This window comes from Ensifer adhaerens (assembly GCF_002007205.1).
GTDB classification, from domain to species: domain Bacteria; phylum Pseudomonadota; class Alphaproteobacteria; order Rhizobiales; family Rhizobiaceae; genus Ensifer; species Ensifer adhaerens_D.
On sequence record NZ_LAZS01000006.1, the window covers coordinates 77,254 to 92,041 of the forward strand.

The 14,788-nt window shown below is 63.7% G+C and carries 18 protein-coding genes; 12 read left to right on the forward strand and 6 right to left on the reverse strand.

Features of this window, described 5'->3' with window-relative positions:
* Nucleotides 1-59: 59 nt before the first annotated feature.
* From XB14_RS13025 to XB14_RS13035, 3 genes are all read right to left on the reverse strand, one after another.
* Nucleotides 60-974: a c-type cytochrome gene (locus tag XB14_RS13025; RefSeq protein ID WP_077962046.1), complete on the reverse strand. Its 915-nt coding sequence runs from the start codon at nt 972-974 to the stop codon at nt 60-62.
* Nucleotides 975-1,082: 108 nt separating this feature from the next.
* Nucleotides 1,083-1,529 carry a c-type cytochrome gene (locus XB14_RS13030; protein ID WP_077962047.1) on the reverse strand — a complete coding sequence of 149 codons (447 nt, stop codon included), beginning with the start codon at nt 1,527-1,529 and terminating at the stop codon, nt 1,083-1,085.
* Nucleotides 1,530-1,759: 230 nt separating this feature from the next.
* The gene (locus XB14_RS13035) at nt 1,760-2,395 is read right to left on the reverse strand and encodes a LysE family translocator (RefSeq protein ID WP_077962048.1); all 636 of its coding nucleotides are present in this window, start codon (nt 2,393-2,395) and stop codon (nt 1,760-1,762) included.
* A 131-nt stretch (nt 2,396-2,526) separates the two neighbouring features.
* Here XB14_RS13035 and XB14_RS13040 point away from each other — a divergent pair, with 131 nt between their 5' ends.
* Nucleotides 2,527-3,222, forward strand: coding sequence for a helix-turn-helix transcriptional regulator (locus XB14_RS13040; RefSeq protein ID WP_077962049.1), 696 nt, complete (start codon nt 2,527-2,529; stop codon nt 3,220-3,222).
* A gap of 84 nt (nt 3,223-3,306) precedes the next feature.
* Here XB14_RS13040 and XB14_RS13045 read toward each other — a convergent pair whose 3' ends face one another.
* Complete coding sequence (locus tag XB14_RS13045) at nt 3,307-3,909, reverse strand: superoxide dismutase (RefSeq protein ID WP_077962050.1); 603 nt, start codon at nt 3,907-3,909, stop codon at nt 3,307-3,309.
* Nucleotides 3,910-4,127: 218 nt separating this feature from the next.
* On the opposite strand from XB14_RS13045, the gene XB14_RS13050 reads away from it, so the two are divergent.
* Genes XB14_RS13050 through XB14_RS13060 form a run of 3 tightly spaced genes read left to right on the forward strand, consistent with a single transcriptional unit; the run spans nt 4,128 to nt 5,628 of the window.
* Complete coding sequence (locus tag XB14_RS13050) at nt 4,128-4,466, forward strand: hypothetical protein (protein ID WP_077962904.1); 339 nt, start codon at nt 4,128-4,130, stop codon at nt 4,464-4,466.
* Between the two features lie 3 nt (nt 4,467-4,469).
* Nucleotides 4,470-4,718, forward strand: coding sequence for a YdeI/OmpD-associated family protein (locus XB14_RS13055; protein ID WP_077962051.1), 249 nt, complete (start codon nt 4,470-4,472; stop codon nt 4,716-4,718).
* Between the two features lie 28 nt (nt 4,719-4,746).
* A complete protein-coding gene (locus XB14_RS13060; RefSeq protein WP_077962052.1) occupies nt 4,747-5,628 on the forward strand; it encodes a phosphotransferase family protein in 882 nt (293 codons plus the stop codon).
* 118 nt (nt 5,629-5,746) lie between these two features.
* Here XB14_RS13060 and XB14_RS13065 read toward each other — a convergent pair whose 3' ends face one another.
* A complete protein-coding gene (locus XB14_RS13065; RefSeq protein WP_077962053.1) occupies nt 5,747-6,628 on the reverse strand; it encodes a branched-chain amino acid aminotransferase in 882 nt (293 codons plus the stop codon).
* Between the two features lie 153 nt (nt 6,629-6,781).
* Here XB14_RS13065 and XB14_RS13070 point away from each other — a divergent pair, with 153 nt between their 5' ends.
* The 6 genes from XB14_RS13070 to tam all read left to right on the forward strand — a co-directional run bounded on the left by XB14_RS13070 (nt 6,782) and on the right by tam (nt 11,442).
* Entirely contained in the window at nt 6,782-7,309 is a 528-nt protein-coding gene (locus XB14_RS13070; RefSeq protein ID WP_077962054.1) for a GNAT family N-acetyltransferase, read from the forward strand.
* A complete protein-coding gene (locus tag XB14_RS13075) occupies nt 7,306-8,346 on the forward strand; it encodes a zinc-dependent alcohol dehydrogenase family protein (protein ID WP_077962055.1) in 1,041 nt (346 codons plus the stop codon). Before XB14_RS13070 ends, XB14_RS13075 begins: the two co-directional genes overlap by 4 nt.
* A gap of 109 nt (nt 8,347-8,455) precedes the next feature.
* Nucleotides 8,456-9,139 (forward strand): YoaK family protein, encoded by a 684-nt coding sequence (locus XB14_RS13080; RefSeq protein WP_077962056.1) that lies wholly within the window; start codon nt 8,456-8,458, stop codon nt 9,137-9,139.
* 106 nt (nt 9,140-9,245) lie between these two features.
* Complete coding sequence (locus XB14_RS13085) at nt 9,246-9,806, forward strand: phosphatase (RefSeq protein WP_077962057.1); 561 nt, start codon at nt 9,246-9,248, stop codon at nt 9,804-9,806.
* A 191-nt stretch (nt 9,807-9,997) separates the two neighbouring features.
* Nucleotides 9,998-10,660, forward strand: coding sequence for a haloacid dehalogenase type II (locus XB14_RS13090; protein ID WP_077962058.1), 663 nt, complete (start codon nt 9,998-10,000; stop codon nt 10,658-10,660).
* A gap of 11 nt (nt 10,661-10,671) precedes the next feature.
* A complete protein-coding gene (tam, locus tag XB14_RS13095) occupies nt 10,672-11,442 on the forward strand; it encodes a trans-aconitate 2-methyltransferase (protein ID WP_077962059.1) in 771 nt (256 codons plus the stop codon).
* 12 nt (nt 11,443-11,454) lie between these two features.
* Here the strand turns inward: tam and XB14_RS13100 are convergent, their stop codons facing one another.
* Nucleotides 11,455-12,348, reverse strand: coding sequence for a LysR family transcriptional regulator (locus XB14_RS13100; RefSeq protein ID WP_077962060.1), 894 nt, complete (start codon nt 12,346-12,348; stop codon nt 11,455-11,457).
* 139 nt (nt 12,349-12,487) lie between these two features.
* On the opposite strand from XB14_RS13100, the gene XB14_RS13105 reads away from it, so the two are divergent.
* Both XB14_RS13105 and XB14_RS13110 read left to right on the forward strand, forming a co-directional pair.
* Nucleotides 12,488-13,669 (forward strand): MFS transporter, encoded by a 1,182-nt coding sequence (locus XB14_RS13105; RefSeq protein ID WP_077962061.1) that lies wholly within the window; start codon nt 12,488-12,490, stop codon nt 13,667-13,669.
* Between the two features lie 101 nt (nt 13,670-13,770).
* Nucleotides 13,771-14,607 carry an aldo/keto reductase gene (locus XB14_RS13110; protein ID WP_077962062.1) on the forward strand — a complete coding sequence of 279 codons (837 nt, stop codon included), beginning with the start codon at nt 13,771-13,773 and terminating at the stop codon, nt 14,605-14,607.
* Nucleotides 14,608-14,788: the final 181 nt, after the last annotated feature.

A 14,788-nucleotide genomic window follows, 5' to 3' on the forward strand; every position in this document is an offset into this window, starting at 1 on the left:
TCAAACTCTCTCCTCGCTGTGAAGCCGAGTTGAGCGCGCCTTGCCGAGAAGATCAAGCGTCAGAGTGCCGGCACCGCCTTGAGATAGGCGGCGATCGCCTCGCGGTCGGCAGGCGTCAGCTTCGCCATGTTCTTCTGCACCTCGACCATCGAACCACCGACGGAATCGAATTCCGGCGTAAAGCCGGTCTCCAGATAGGAGGCAATGTCCGAAGCGCTCCAGCCGCCGATGCTCTTGGAGCCCGGCGTGATGTCGGGAATGCGTCCCTCGCCTTCCGGATTCGCAGCGCCCGCCAGCCATTGATCCGGCTCGAAGCCGCCGAGCGCGTTCCTCGGCGTATGGCATTCGCCGCAATGGCCCGGCCCCTCGACGAGATACTGGCCACGGGCGAGTTTCGGGTCGCCGGCGTCCACTGAGGCGCGCGGCTTGTCGGTCAGGAACAGGAGCTTCCAGCCGCCCAGGGCCACGCGCATGTTGTAGGGGAACGGCAGTTCGTGCGGCGGCGCCACCTCGGCGCTCTTCGGCAGGGTTTTCATGAAGCCCCAGAGGTCGTTGATGTCCTTCGCCGTCATGCGCGCATAGGAGCCGTAGGGGAACGACGGGTAGAGATGCTCGCCATTGCGCCCGACGCCGCGGGTCATGGCATTGCCGAATTCGGCGAGCGTCCATGTCCCGATGCCGGCGGTTTCGTCGGAGGAGATGTTCGGCGCGTGGAAGGTACCGAAGGGGCTCTTCAGCGGTGCGCCGCCGGACAACACGAGACGCGCGTCGCCTTCGGCGCCCTTTTTTGCATGACAGCTCACACAGCCGCCCGCCCAGAAGACCTGTTCGCCGTTGGCGAGATCGGGCTCTCCGAGCCCCTCCCAGTGGGACGGGCTCCAGGGTGCCGGCTTCGTCAGCCACCAGAAGGCCGCGCCGCCGACCACGCCCAGCATCACAAGACCCGAAATCAGCTTCCTCGTCCGACGACCCATTGTCACCCTCATGCCCTGCTACAGGCAGGCTGTCCCCAAATACAGATGGAGGCACGCGGCTCGAAGTCGCGTGCCTCCCGTCTCAACGTGACGCGACGTCGCCGCCGCTCAATCCTTCTTCAGGCGGTAGCTCTCATGACAGCTGCCGCAATCCTTGCCGATGCCGCCGAGGGCAGCGCCGACGGCAGCCTGGTCGGCTGGAAGCTGAGCCAGGACCGTCGCGGTATCAGTGCCGAGCTTGGCGGCCTTGGCCTTGAAGTCATCCATGTTTTCCCAGATCTTCGGGCTCGCCTCGGTCTCATGCCCCGCTTCTGATCCGGCCGGGAAATGGTCAGGGAAGGTCTTTATCGTTTCGCTGATCGTCGTCAGCGACGCTTTGACGACCTCGGCGTCATAGGGTTTCTCACCCTTGGCGATGCCGGCAAGCGCGCCGGTCGCCGCACCCACCTTTTTCATCAGTTGCTGACGAACCACCTGCGGCTCGTCGGCTGCGGTCACGGCGGTAACACCCAGACCCGCAAGAGCGGCGGCCAATAGGAGTGCGCGTATTTTCATCAGGATCTCCCGGTCAATGAAATCTATTCGGCGAATCTGCTGCCTGGCCTTCATGCCCAATGCGCCGGCATGATGTCACCTTGAGTATTCGACGGAAGTAACATTTATTTGATGTGCTTGTTAGCACAGAGAAATTTCCGTCGAACACCGCAATTCCGGGATTTCGACAGGCATCGCCTATAACATGACTTTAGTATTCATGTTTATACTTCCCGAAAACCAGGACGGCTTCACTGCATTGTCCAGCCCTGCCACACCGTGAAGGCCGCGACCAGGACGAGCACGGCGCCGGCGGCCCGGCCGATCCATACGGTCGCCCCGGGGCTCCCGACCAGGAAATCGCGGCCGCGGCCGGCGGCAAGGGCAAGGCCACCGTAGACCGCAAGCTGCGTCGTCGCGATCATCGCGGCCATAACCAGGGCCTGCGACCAGATCGGTCCGAACTGCGGCTTGAGGAATTGCGGGTAGACGGCCAGCATGAAAAGATAGGCCTTCGGGTTCATCAGGCTCGTCAGCGCCCCCTGGCGAAAGCTTGCCCAGCGCGACAGCCGCCCTGAGCCTTCGATGCCGCCGATGGTGATCGAGCTTTTGACCAGCGAAAAGCCGATCCAGGCGATATAGGCCGCCCCGGCAATGAGCAGCACATTGAAGAGACCGGGCACCAGATGCAGGATGACGCTGACGCCGAGCGCCGCATAAAGCGTGTGCAGCACGCCGCCCGCCATGATGCCGGCCGTCGCCGACAGCCCGGACGCCCGCCCTCCCGTCAGCGAATTCGCCAGAACGAAGACCATATCCATGCCCGGCACGATGATGATGCCGAATAGAAGGGTGAAGAAGAGCCAGAGATTTTCCGTGTAGGTCATGTCAGTTGTCCGTCGTCCCGGTTTTGATTTCTCAAGACGAATTGCTGTTTTTTCAATCCGTTGGCTGATGGTATAAATCTGGGCAACTGACAAGGTAGTGTCAGGAGCGTTGACGAGGGGAGCGGTTTTCGATGCGCAAGGCGGCACGGCTTTTCGAGATCATCCAGATCCTCAGGCTTGCGCGAAAGCCCGTGACGGGCGCGCAAATGGCCGAGACGCTTGAGGTGACGGTCCGCTCGATCTATCGCGATATCGCAGCGCTGCAGGCGATGCGCGTGCCGATCGAAGGCGGCCGCGGCATCGGCTATATCCTCAGGCCCGGCTTCGACCTGCCGCCGCTGATGTTCTCGATCGAGGAAACGGAGGCGATCGCCGTCGCTTTGGCATTGCTCGCGCGAACCGGCGATGAAGAGCTGAAGGCGGCGGCCGGCCGCGTCAACCAGAAGATCACCGCCGCCGTGCCCGGACCGCTGAGATTGGCCTTTCGTTCGCAGGCCCTGCACGCCTGGGGCACCGTCGCCCCCTCGCCCGCCGGCATCGATCTCGCTTTGGTGCGCCGGGCGATCCGCGACGAGCAGAAGCTCGAACTCGACTATCGTGACGAACTCGGCCGCGCGACGGAACGCATGATCCGCCCGGTGGCGCTGATCTACTATTCGGAAACCGCCAACATCGTTGCCTGGTGCGAACTCAGGCAGGCAATCCGCAACTTCCGGGCCGACCGCGTCGAGCATTGCGAAGCGGCGGACGCCTATTTTCCCGGCGAGGGAAATCACCTCAGGGAACTCTGGGTCAGCGGTTGGCAGACGCCACCGACGGGTGCCTGAGGCCGCGCGTCTCCGTCCGCGCCCCAGACGAAAAGACCCGGCGCAAGCGCCGGGTCCAAAGGTCATGCATCGAATGCAGGCCGCTTACTTGGCAGCCGCTTCGTACATTTCGAGCACGTAGTCCCAGTTGATCAGGCTGTCGACGAAGGCTTCGAGGTACTTCGGACGGGCGTTGCGGTAGTCGATATAGTAGGAGTGTTCCCAGACATCGACACCGAGGATCGGCGAGGCGCCGTGCACCAGCGGGTTTTCGCCGTTCGGGGTCTTGGAGATTTCGAGCTTGCCGTTCTTGACCGAGAGCCAGGCCCAGCCCGAGCCGAACTGGCCGGTGCCGGCGGCGATGAAATCGGCGCGGAACTTGTCGTAGCCGCCGAGGTCGGACTTGATGGCCGCGTCGAGCTTGGCCGGCAGGCTGGTGCCGCCGCCGCCCTTCTTCATCCACTTCCAGAAGTGGATGTGGTTGTAGTGCTGGCCGGCATTGTTGAACAGCGGCTGATTGGTGCCGTAGGACTTCTTGACGACTTCCTCCAGCGACAGGTCGGAGAGGCCGGCCTCTTCAGCAAGCTTGTTGCCGTTGGTCACGTAAGCCAGGTGGTGCTTGTCGTGGTGGTACTCGAGCGTCTCGCGCGACATGTAGGGCGCCAGCGCATCGTAGTCGTAGGGAAGGTTCGGCAATTCGAAAGCCATGTGGGCATCTCCTCTTGGCATGGAATTTCGTCGGGAAATCCGTGAGCGGGAACATAGGCACCGACCCCCATGGAGGCAACCGATGCAATGCCAATTTTTCCTCAACCCACGGAATATACTTTCAACATCATTTTGAAAGCATGACACTTTCGAGCACATTCATGCCACGGTTTGCTTGCAGCTTGGCAATCAATACAACCATGCATAAGGTATCGACCATGACACACCACTTCGCCTCCGCCCTCACCTTCACTGCGGCCACGGTGCTTGTCGCGTCCAGCGCGGCCGCCTCCTCGGGCGATGCATGGGAGACGTTCCGGGCCGAGGTTTCGCAGACGTGCCTGGCAGCCGCCAGCTCACTCGAAAAGGCAAGCGCCGTTGTCGATCCCTTCGGCTCGGAAAGCTTCGGCCTGGCGCTGGTGATCGGCACGCCCAAGGGATCCGACACCGCCGTGACCCAGATCTGCGTCTTCGACAAGCAGAAGAAGACCGTCGAGCTCGGCGGCGAACTGACGCCCGACACGATCAACATCACCGTTCCAACCAAGGCACCGTAGACCATGAACGAAGCGACGAGCCTGACACGTCCGCTGCAACCGATGCCCGAAGAAATCGCGCGGCTCTTGGCCGAGCGCGGCCTCGAAAACGCCTATGCGGCGCGGCCGGCCTATCAGCGCAACGATTATCTTGGCTGGATCAGCAGGGCGAAGAAGCCCGAGACGCGCCAGAAACGCATCCGGCAGATGCTCGACGAACTGGCCGCGGGCGACAGCTATACGCGCATGGCCTATCGCGGCGCGACCGGCTGACCTGCCTGGAGGGAGCATACAAGCGCCGATGGAAAGCCCGCCGCTCGACAGCCTGCGCCAGACGATCATCCGTGTCTATCCAGACCTTGAGGGCGCATCCTTCACGCTCGCAACCGCCGGCTGGCATTCTGTCGCCGTGGATGTCGATGATCGCCTGATCTTCAAGTTTCCACGCCACGACGTTGCCCGTGCGGCGCTGGTCAAGGAGGCGGCCCTGCTTGCACGCATCCGCCCGGCCGTCGCGATGCCGGTGCCGGACCTCACGCTGCACGTCGGGCCGCCGCTGTTTTCCGTGCACGGAAAGCTGAAGGGCGAGCACCTTCCCCCCGATGCCTACGCGGTTCTTCCGGAGGCGGCGCGCGAGCGGCTCGCGCGAAAGCTCGCTCAGTTCTATGCCGAGATCCACGCGCTTGACGATGGGGCGATGACGGCCGCCGGCGCCGGTGCGCTCGAAGCCTGGCTGTCACCTCCGGAGATCACGGCGAAGGCTCTGCCGGTTGTGCCCGCCGAACACCGGCTGCTGGCGGAGACGACGATCGCGGCGTTCGAAGCGTTGCCGCCGGACCCATACGGCTTGACCTACGGCTTCTTCGACGGCCACGGCTGGAACATGGCCTTCGACCATGCCCGGCAAGAGTTGAACGGCATTTACGACTTTGCCGACAGCGGCATCGGCCCGCTGCACCGCGAATTCATCTATTCGAACCTGATCTCAAGCGACCTAACCGAACGGATCGTCACGCATTACGAACGGCTGACCGGGCGGGCGCTCGATCGGAAGCGTATTCTCGTGCTCTGCGGAATCCACCGGCTGACGGAGCTTGCCGAGCTTGCTGATGATCCCGAGCATGCGCCCGAGATGGTCCGTTTCTTCAATCGCTGGGCGGAGACTGCCGGCGCCTTGCTCTAGAGCATCCTGCCTTCAAGTGGAATCACCTACCGCCGGAAAGACGCTCTAGAATCAAAGTGCTAGAGCGTCCTTTGTGCGTTCGTATGAACGCACGGCGCTCTAGCGCCGGCGTTGACGCTCAGATGTCGCGCGCCGCGTGCGCCCACTCCATGTAGAGATCGCGGGCCTTGGCAGCGACCGGACCGGCCTGCAGGTCTCGGCTTTCGAGACGCGTCACGGGCAGCACCTTGGAATAGTTGCCGGACGTGAAGATCTCGTCGGCCGCTTCGAAGTCCGCCATCGTCAGCGTCGCTTCAACGACTTCGAAACCGGCTTCGCGCAGCAGCGTCATCACGCGGAAGCGGGTGATGCCGGCCAGGAAGGTGCGGTTGGCGGCCGGCGTGAAGACGACTCCGTCCTTGACCAGGAAGACGTTGGAGGAGCCGGTTTCGGCGATGTTGCCGAGCATGTCGCGCACAAGCGCATTGTCGAAACCACGGGAACGCGCTTCGGTCAGGATGCGCGCGTTGTTCGGATAGAGGCAGCCGGCCTTGGCGTCGGTCGGCATCGATTCCAGCGTCGGCCGGCGGAAGGGCGACAGCGTCAGCGACGAGCCGCCGTGGCCGTTGCCCATCGGCGCCTCGAACAGGCAGAGCGCGAAGCGTGTCGATTCCGGATCGATGGCGACGACACCGGCCGAGCCGTGCTCTGCCCAGTACATCGGCTTCACATAAAGCGCGGTCTTGCCGTCGAACTTCCTGGCGCCTTCCCAGGTCAGCGCCTCGATCTCTTCCGCCGCCATCGTCGGCTTCAGGCCAAGTGCGGTCGCCGAGCGGTTGACGCGCTGGCAATGCAGGTCGAGGTCGGGAGCGACACCGTCGAACACACGGGCGCCGTCGAACACCGTCGAGCCCAGCCACATCGCGTGCGAGGTCGGGCCGATCAGCGGCGGGTTGCCGGAGAGCCATTCACCATCGACATAGGTCCAGGTCACTGAGCGGGGGGATGTATCGACGGCCATCTGCGTCTCCTTGAAGTTTTTTGTTCTCGTTCTTCGGCATAGCCCGAAAAAACAGCATCGTGGTGAATGGGTATATCAAAAAATGTCATGGGGGCCATTCTGGCACCGGGCCGGCCTCTCGCTTAGTCTCATCCAGACAGAAAGCGAGGAACCGTGCGCATCAAACATCTCGATCCCGATGACGTCGACATCTTCCGCAGCATCAGGCTGGAAGCGCTCACCCGCGAGCCGCAGGCCTTCGCCTCGACCGCGGCCGACTGGGAGCGGCTTTCGACGGAGGAATGGCGGGCGCGGTTGACCGCCAATACCGTCTTTGTCGCGCTCGAAGGCGACCAGCCGCTCGGGATCATGGGGCTGATGCGCGAGCGCGCGAGCCGGTTGGCGCACCGCGGAACGATCATCATGGTCTATGTGCGCGATGAAGCACGTGGGTCGGGTGTTGCGCGGCAGCTTCTCGCACAGCTGACGGATCATGCCCGATCGACCGGCATCCGATTGCTCGAACTCGTCGTTCGCGCCGATAACGAGCCGGCCATCCGCTTCTACGAGCGCGAAGGGTTCCACAGGATCGGCCACGTACCGGGCGGTATGCTCGACGGGGACGAAGAGGTCGACGAATATCTCATGGCGCGGCACATCGACGGCCGCGCCCCACCCGCATTGCAAGGAGCGGCCCGATGAAAGCGATGTATTACGACGCCTTCGAGAAGACGCCGGAAATTCGCACACTTCCAGATCCGACGCCGACGGAAAACGGCGTGGTGATCAAGGTCGAGGCAACGGGGCTCTGCCGGTCAGACTGGCACGGCTGGATGGGCCACGACGCCGATATCCGCCTGCCGCATGTGCCGGGCCACGAACTGGCGGGCGTCGTCACCGCAACCGGCCGCGGCGTCATGCGCTACAAGGTCGGCGAGAGGGTCACCGTGCCCTTCGTTTCCGGCTGCGGTCGCTGCGGCGAGTGCCGCTCGGGCAACCAGCAGGTCTGCGAGGCACAGTTCCAGCCGGGCTTTACCCATTGGGGCTCGTTCGCCGAATATGTGGCGCTCGACTTTGCCGACCAGAACCTCGTGCATCTACCTGAAAGCATGGACTTCACCACGGCTGCGAGCCTCGGTTGTCGCTTCGCAACGTCGTTCCGCGCCATCGCCGACCAGGCCAAGGTCAAGGGCGGCGAGTGGGTGGCGGTGCATGGCTGCGGCGGCGTAGGCCTCTCGGCCATCATGATCGCCGCCGCCCTCGGTGCCCAGCCGATCGCGATCGATATTGCCGAAGACAAGCTCGCCTTCGCGCGGAAAATCGGCGCGGTCGCTGTCATCAATGGCCGCGACGTCGAGGACGTGGCAGCGGCAGTAAAGGACCTCACCGGCGGCGGCGCACATGTGTCGATCGACGCGCTCGGCAATCCCGTCACCTGCTTCAACTCGATCAAGAACTTGCGCCGGCGCGGGCGCCACGTCCAGGTCGGGCTGATGCTCGGCGACCAGGCGACGCCGCAGATCCCGATGGCACAGGTGATCGGCCACGAGCTCGAGATCTATGGCAGTCACGGCATGCAGGCCTGGCGCTACGACGCCATGCTGGCGATGATCGCCGACGGCAAGCTGAAGCCGCAGCAACTGATCGGCCGGGAGATCTCACTCGCAGAGGCCATCCCTGCCCTCACCGCCATGGACCGCGCGACCGACCTCGGCATCAGCGTCATCACGCGGTTCTGAGCGACCGCGGCACGCCGGGAAGACCACGTCCGGCAGGCAATATGACGAGCCCCCATTCCGACTCACCATCCGCATGCGCTAGCCTTGTCCCCAATCGGGGGCAAGGCAGATGACCATTGCGAGACGGCGAAGACTGATCAAGCGGCAGCGCACCGGCACGGCGCTGGCCGTCGCCGCCACGATCTCGTTTCTCGCCGGCATGACCGACGCGATCGGGCTCTTGAGCATCGGCGACTTCGTCTCCTTCATGAGCGGCAACACGACCCGGGCGGCGATCGCGCTCGGCGATGGCGATTTGACCGGCGCCCTGCTGCTCGTCGGCGCGCTCGGCGCGTTCATCATCGGCAACGCGCTCGGCGTGATCGCGGCCGCACGCCTCGGCGTCGTCGGCGTCCTCTCGATGGTCAGTCTCGTCCTGATGCTCTGCGCCGGCTTCGGAACCTCGATGCCGCGGCCCTTCTATTTCTACGGCATCGTGCTTGCCATGGGCCTGGTCAATGCCGCCGTCGAGCACATCGAGGGCCTGCCGATCGGACTCACCTATGTCACCGGCGCCCTTTCTCGTTTCGGGCGCGGCCTCGGCCGCTGGCTGCTCGGCAACACCAACCGTCAATGGCTCATGCAGATCGTGCCCTGGCTCGGCATGTTTTCGGGCGCGGTCGCCGGCGCGGTGCTGCAGCGCCATTTCGGCCCGGCATCGCTCTGGGCGTCCTTCGCACTCAGCACCGGGCTCACGCTGGCCACCATTCTCGTGCCGTCACGCTGGTCGAAGCGCTATATCAACCCGGGCTGATCCCGTTCCAGCCACAGCTTTTCGCCTCTCCGCAAGATTTTGCCCTTAAGCCCGGACAGGTTTCAGGGCAAAATCCGCGCTGAAGAATCACGAGCGAGGTCCCGCCATGGCGCTTGCGGCAGCCGTTACTGCGGATGAACTTTACCATCCCATCCTCAACACCAATCCGGCGCATCCGGCCGGCTGGCCCATCCGGGTCATCGTCAGCTCGCAGACCGAAGCGCGGCACAATCGCGCGCTCTGGGCGCCGACGCATCTGATCTCCATGCGCGCACCCGGCAGCCGGCTTCTGTCGATGATCGAACTGCCGCCGGAGCGTCACCTGGAGCTCTATTTCGGCGACACCACCGATCCGGACGAACCGGATGCGGCCCGCCCGGAGGCGATCGACGCGGCCTTCGCTTTCGTCGACCGCTTGCCGGAAGACGCACATCTGCTCGTCCATTGCTTGCGCGGCATCGGACGGGCGACCGCACTCACCCTCGGCATTCTGGCGCGCTACATGCAGCCGGAAGAGGCGGCCGCGGCTCTGCATGCGCTTCGCCCGGAGGCCAAGCCGAACCGGCACGTCGTCAACCTTTGCGACACGGCGATCGGGCTCAAGGGCAAGCTCGCCAAGCAGGCGCTGCGTTTCCCGGCGAAAGTCTGGAAACCGGCCAAGAGCTGAAGCAAGAAACTTCGGATCGCACGGCCCGCCGTTGTGCGATGCACAAATATTTGACATGATCCGCGTCAAGAACGGTGACAGTGGGCTGCCCGATCGGGCATGATGCTGTAAGCCTTTGTTTTCGGATGGGCTTTGACGAGGCCATGGTGCCGTGTCATGCCAGTACCGAAGACAACAGACGGGAGGAAACGATGTCCCACGCGGCCTATGTGTTTGACGCCTACGGCACGCTCTTCGACGTGCATGCGGCCGTCAGGCGCCACGCCGAGGAGATCGGCCCCGATGGTCAGGCTTTCTCCGAACTCTGGCGGGCCAAGCAACTTGAATATTCCTGGGTGCGCTCGTTGATGGGCAGCTATCAGGATTTCTGGAAACTGACCGAACAGGCACTCGATTACGCTTTCGCGCGTTTTCCATCCGCCGACCCCAAGCTTCGCAAGCGGTTGCTCGACGCCTATTGGACGCTCGACTGCTATCCGGAGGTGCCGGCGGTTCTGAAAGGACTCAAGGAGCGCGGCGCACGGATCGCCATCCTCTCCAACGGCTCGCCGGCGATGCTCGCGTCCGCCGTGCGCAACGCGGCGCTCGATATCGTCATTGACGACGTTTTTTCGGTCGACGCGGTGAAGGCGTTCAAGACGGCGCCCGCCGTCTACGATCTCGTTACCACCAGCTATCGGCTCTACCCGCACGCGGTGTCCTTCCAGTCGTCGAACCGCTGGGACATTGCGGGGGCGACAAAATTCGGCTTCCGCACCGTGTGGATCAATCGGGCAGACATGCCCGACGAATATCGCGATCACGGGCCGGCGTTGATCCTGCGCTCTCTCGAAAGTCTGCAATTCGGTATCTGAAGGAGTTCTCCATGGTCTGGTCGCCCGCGCAGTATCTGAAGTTCGAAGACGAACGCACCCGACCAGCCAGAGACCTCCTCGCCCAAGTGCCCGACCTGCCTGAAGGCGTTGCCTTCGACCTCGGCTGCGGCCCGGGCAACTCCACCGAGCTCATCCGCGACCGGTTTCCCTGGGCCACGCTTTCCGGCCTCGACAGCGACGAGAACATGCTCGTTGCGGCGGCGAAGCGACTGCCCGGCATCACCTTCGAGAAGGCGGATCTCGCGAACTGGGTCCCCCCGGCCGGCGCTTCGCTGTTCTACGGCAACGCCGTCTTCCAATGGCTTCCGAACCACCTCACCATCTTCGAAAGACTGATGGCAGCCCTCGCGTCGGGTGGCACGCTCGCGGTGCAGATGCCCGACAACCTTGGCGAGCCGAGCCATCTGCTGATGGAGGAGACCGCGCGCAGCCCGGCTTTTGCGGACGCCTTCGCGGACAAGACGATCCGCCGCAATGCCATGCCCGGCCCGGCAACCTATGTCGAATGCCTGGCGCCGCGGACGGCCAATATCGAGGTCTGGCATACGATCTACCATCATCGCCTCGCCAATGCAGAAGCAATCGTCGAATGGGTGAAAGGCACGGGCCTGCGTCCCTATCTCGACGCCTTGCCGGACGACAGGCGTGACGCGTTTACAGCCGCCTATACGGAACGGATCCGGGCTGCCTATCCGGCCATGGGCGACGGCAAGGTTCTTCTGCGTTTCCCAAGATTCTTCATCGTCGCCGTAAAGGCGTAGCGCCAGCCGGCGTTACATGCGTTCGGCCAGGAAATCGATGAAAGCGCGGATCCGGGCCGCCAGATGCTCATGGCCGGCATAGACGGCGTAGACCGTCTCGATTTCACCCGACCGATAGTCTTCGAGCAGCGGCACAAGGGTGCCGGCCTCGAAATCCGGCTCGACATGGAACCGCCCGATGCGGCCGATACCGACGCCGGCAAGGCACAGTTGGCGGACGATCGAGCCGCTCGAAACCTGCATGTTGCCGAAGACCGTGCGGTGCTCCACCTGAGACTGACCCGGCCCACGAAACGCCCATTCGTCGACGCTGCGGCGAAAATTGAAGCGAATGCAATTGTGGCCGTCGAGGTCGTCGGGGCTCTGCGGAACCCCATGCTTTTCCAGATAGGCGGGCGAGGCGATCACAACCGGGCGGGTGTCCATCAGCTTGCGCGCCTTCAGCGATGAATCACGCAGCGGTCCTGTGCGGATCGCCACGTCCGTTCGCTCGCCGACGACATCGATCATGCTGTCGGTCAGCGTCAGGTCGAGCTGGACTTCCGGGTAGCGCGCGAGGAACTCCGGCGCGAGCGGCATGATGTAGCGCTCGCCGAAGCCGACGGCGGCGTTCACCCGCAAAAGCCCGCGCGGCGCCATGCGTCCGCCGGCGGCAACGACATGCTCGGTCTCGGCGATGTCTCCGAGGATCCGCTGCGCCCGCTGGAAATAGACCTCACCTTCGGGTGTCAATTGCAGCGTCCGGGTCGAGCGCACGAGCAGGCGCGTGCCCAATCGATCTTCGATACGGGTCACCAGCTTGCTGACGGCAGAAGGCGACAGTTTCAATCGCCGCGCGGCAGCGGAAAAGCTGCTCGTCTCCGAAACGGCCACGAAGACCTCCATCTCTCCCGCCCTGTTGTCCATGCAGCACCTTTGAACTGAATTCACAACCTCTTGTCCGATTATGCGTATTATCTTGCGGAGTGCAAAGGCTCATATTCCGCCCGACTTCAACAACAACCCACACGCCCGGTTCTCCCAGCCGGGTGGGAAAGGTCTTGTCGTGCCCATTGCCATTCTTGCGCTGACGATCGCGGCCTATGCGATCGGAACCACGGAATTCGTGATCGTCGGCCTCTTGCCGACGGTCGCCACCGACCTCAACGTCACCCTGCCGCTCGCCGGCCTGATCGTCAGCGTCTATGCACTCGGCGTCACCTTCGGCGCGCCGGTCTTGACCGCGCTCACCGGCCGGATCGAGCGCAAGCCGCTGCTGATTGGCCTGATGGCGCTGTTCATCGTCGGCAATGCCGCCGCAGCCATGTCACCGAGCTATGAACCGCTGCTCGTCGCCCGCGTCATTTCCGCCTTTGCCCACGGCGTGTTCTTCTCGGTCGGCTCGACCATTGCCGCCGATCTCGTTCCCGAAGACCGCCGGGCCTCGGCCATTGCCATGATGTTCATGGGCCTGACCGTCGCGATCGTCACCGGCGTGCCGCTCGGCACCTGGATCGGGCAGACCTTCGGCTGGCGTGCCACCTTCTGGGCCGTGACCGGTCTCGGCGTCATCGCTCTTGTCGCGATCGCCACCCTTTTGCCGAACACGCTCTCCAAGGCCCCGCCGGCCAGGCTCATCGACCAGGTCCGCGTGCTCGGTTCCGGCCGCCTGCTGATCGTCTTCGCCATGACCGCGCTCGGCTATGGCGGCACCTTCGTCGCCTTTACCTTCCTGGCGCCGATCCTGCAGGACATCACCGGCTTTTCGGAAAGCGCCGTCAGCCTGATCCTGGTGCTCTACGGCGTCGCCATCGCCATCGGCAACATTGCCGGCGGCAAGATCGCCAACCGCGACCCGGTGAAGGCGCTTGTCGGCCTGTTCCTGGCACAGGCGGCCGTGCTCGTGCTCTTCACCTTCACGGCGCCGTCGCCGGTGATGACGCTGGTGACGCTTGCCGCCCTCGGCTTCCTGTCCTTCGCCAATGTGCCGGGCCTGCAGCTCTATGTGGTGCAGCTTGCCAAGCAGCATCGTCCGGGCGCCGTCGATGTCGCCTCGGCGCTCAACATCGCGGCCTTCAACCTCGGCATCGCCGTCGGTGCCTGGCTCGGTGGCGTGATCGTTGCTTCACCGCTCGGCCTTGGCATGACGCCCGTCGTTGGCGCCCTGCTCGTCGCCGCAGCCCTGCTGCTCACGCTCCTGAGCGGTGCCCTTGATCGTCGCGCGGGTGCGTCCTACCAACCGGCTTGAACAGCGGCACTTCAGAGCCACCTATAGGATCATTCCTTTTCGCCCGGCCATGCGGCCGGGCGCGCCACTTACGACATACCCAGTACAAGGAGCTACTCACGATGCATTCCGTCAATTCCAACGGTGCCAACATCCCGGCGCTCGGCTTCGGCACCTTCCGCATGCCCGGCGCCGACGTGCTGCGCGTGCTGCCGGAAGCGCTGAAGCTCGGCTTCCACCACGTCGACACGGCGCAGATCTACGGCAACGAGGCCGAGGTCGGCGAAGCCATCCACGCTTCCGGCGTCGCACGCGCCGACATCTTCCTCACCACCAAGGTCTGGGTCGACAAATATGCGCATCGCGACTTCCTTGCCTCGGTCGACGAAAGCCTGAAAAAGCTGAGGACCGACCATGTCGACCTGCTTCTCCTGCATTGGCCGGGCGGCAGCGACGTACCGATGGCCGAGCGCATCGGCGCCCTCAACGAGGTGCACAAGGCCGGCAAGGTTCGCCACATCGGCGTCAGCAACTTCAACACGGCGCAGATGGAAGAGGCGGTTAAGCTCAGCGACGCGCCTGTTGCCACCAACCAGATCGAGTACCACCCCTATCTCGACCAGACCAAGGTGCTTCAGACCGCGCGCAAGCACGGCATGTCGATCACCGCCTACTATGCGATGGCAAACGGCAAGGTGCCGAACGATCCGCTCTTGAAGGATATCGGCGCCCGCCACGGCAAGACTGCCGCGCAAGTCGCGCTGCGCTGGCTGGTGCAACAGAAGGACGTGATCACGCTATCGAAGACGGCGACGATCGATCGCCTGAAGGAAAACTTCGCGATCTTCGACTTTGCGCTCGGCGACGGCGAGATGGCCGAGATCCACGCGCTTGCCCGCGCCGATGGCCGCATCGTTAACCCGGAAGGCCTTGCACCGGTCTGGGACAAGGCTGCTTAACGAACTCTCTAGGCTGGAGCGGGATGCGGGCGGAAAACCGCGCACACTTTTCCTCATCCCGCCTTCTTGGATTGGAGCGGGATGGGACGGAAAACCGCTTACACTTTTCCTCATCCCGCTCTGTCATTTCGCCGCCGGTCCATTTCCAGCCGGCGGCGGATAGGCTATGGACCTCGCCTTG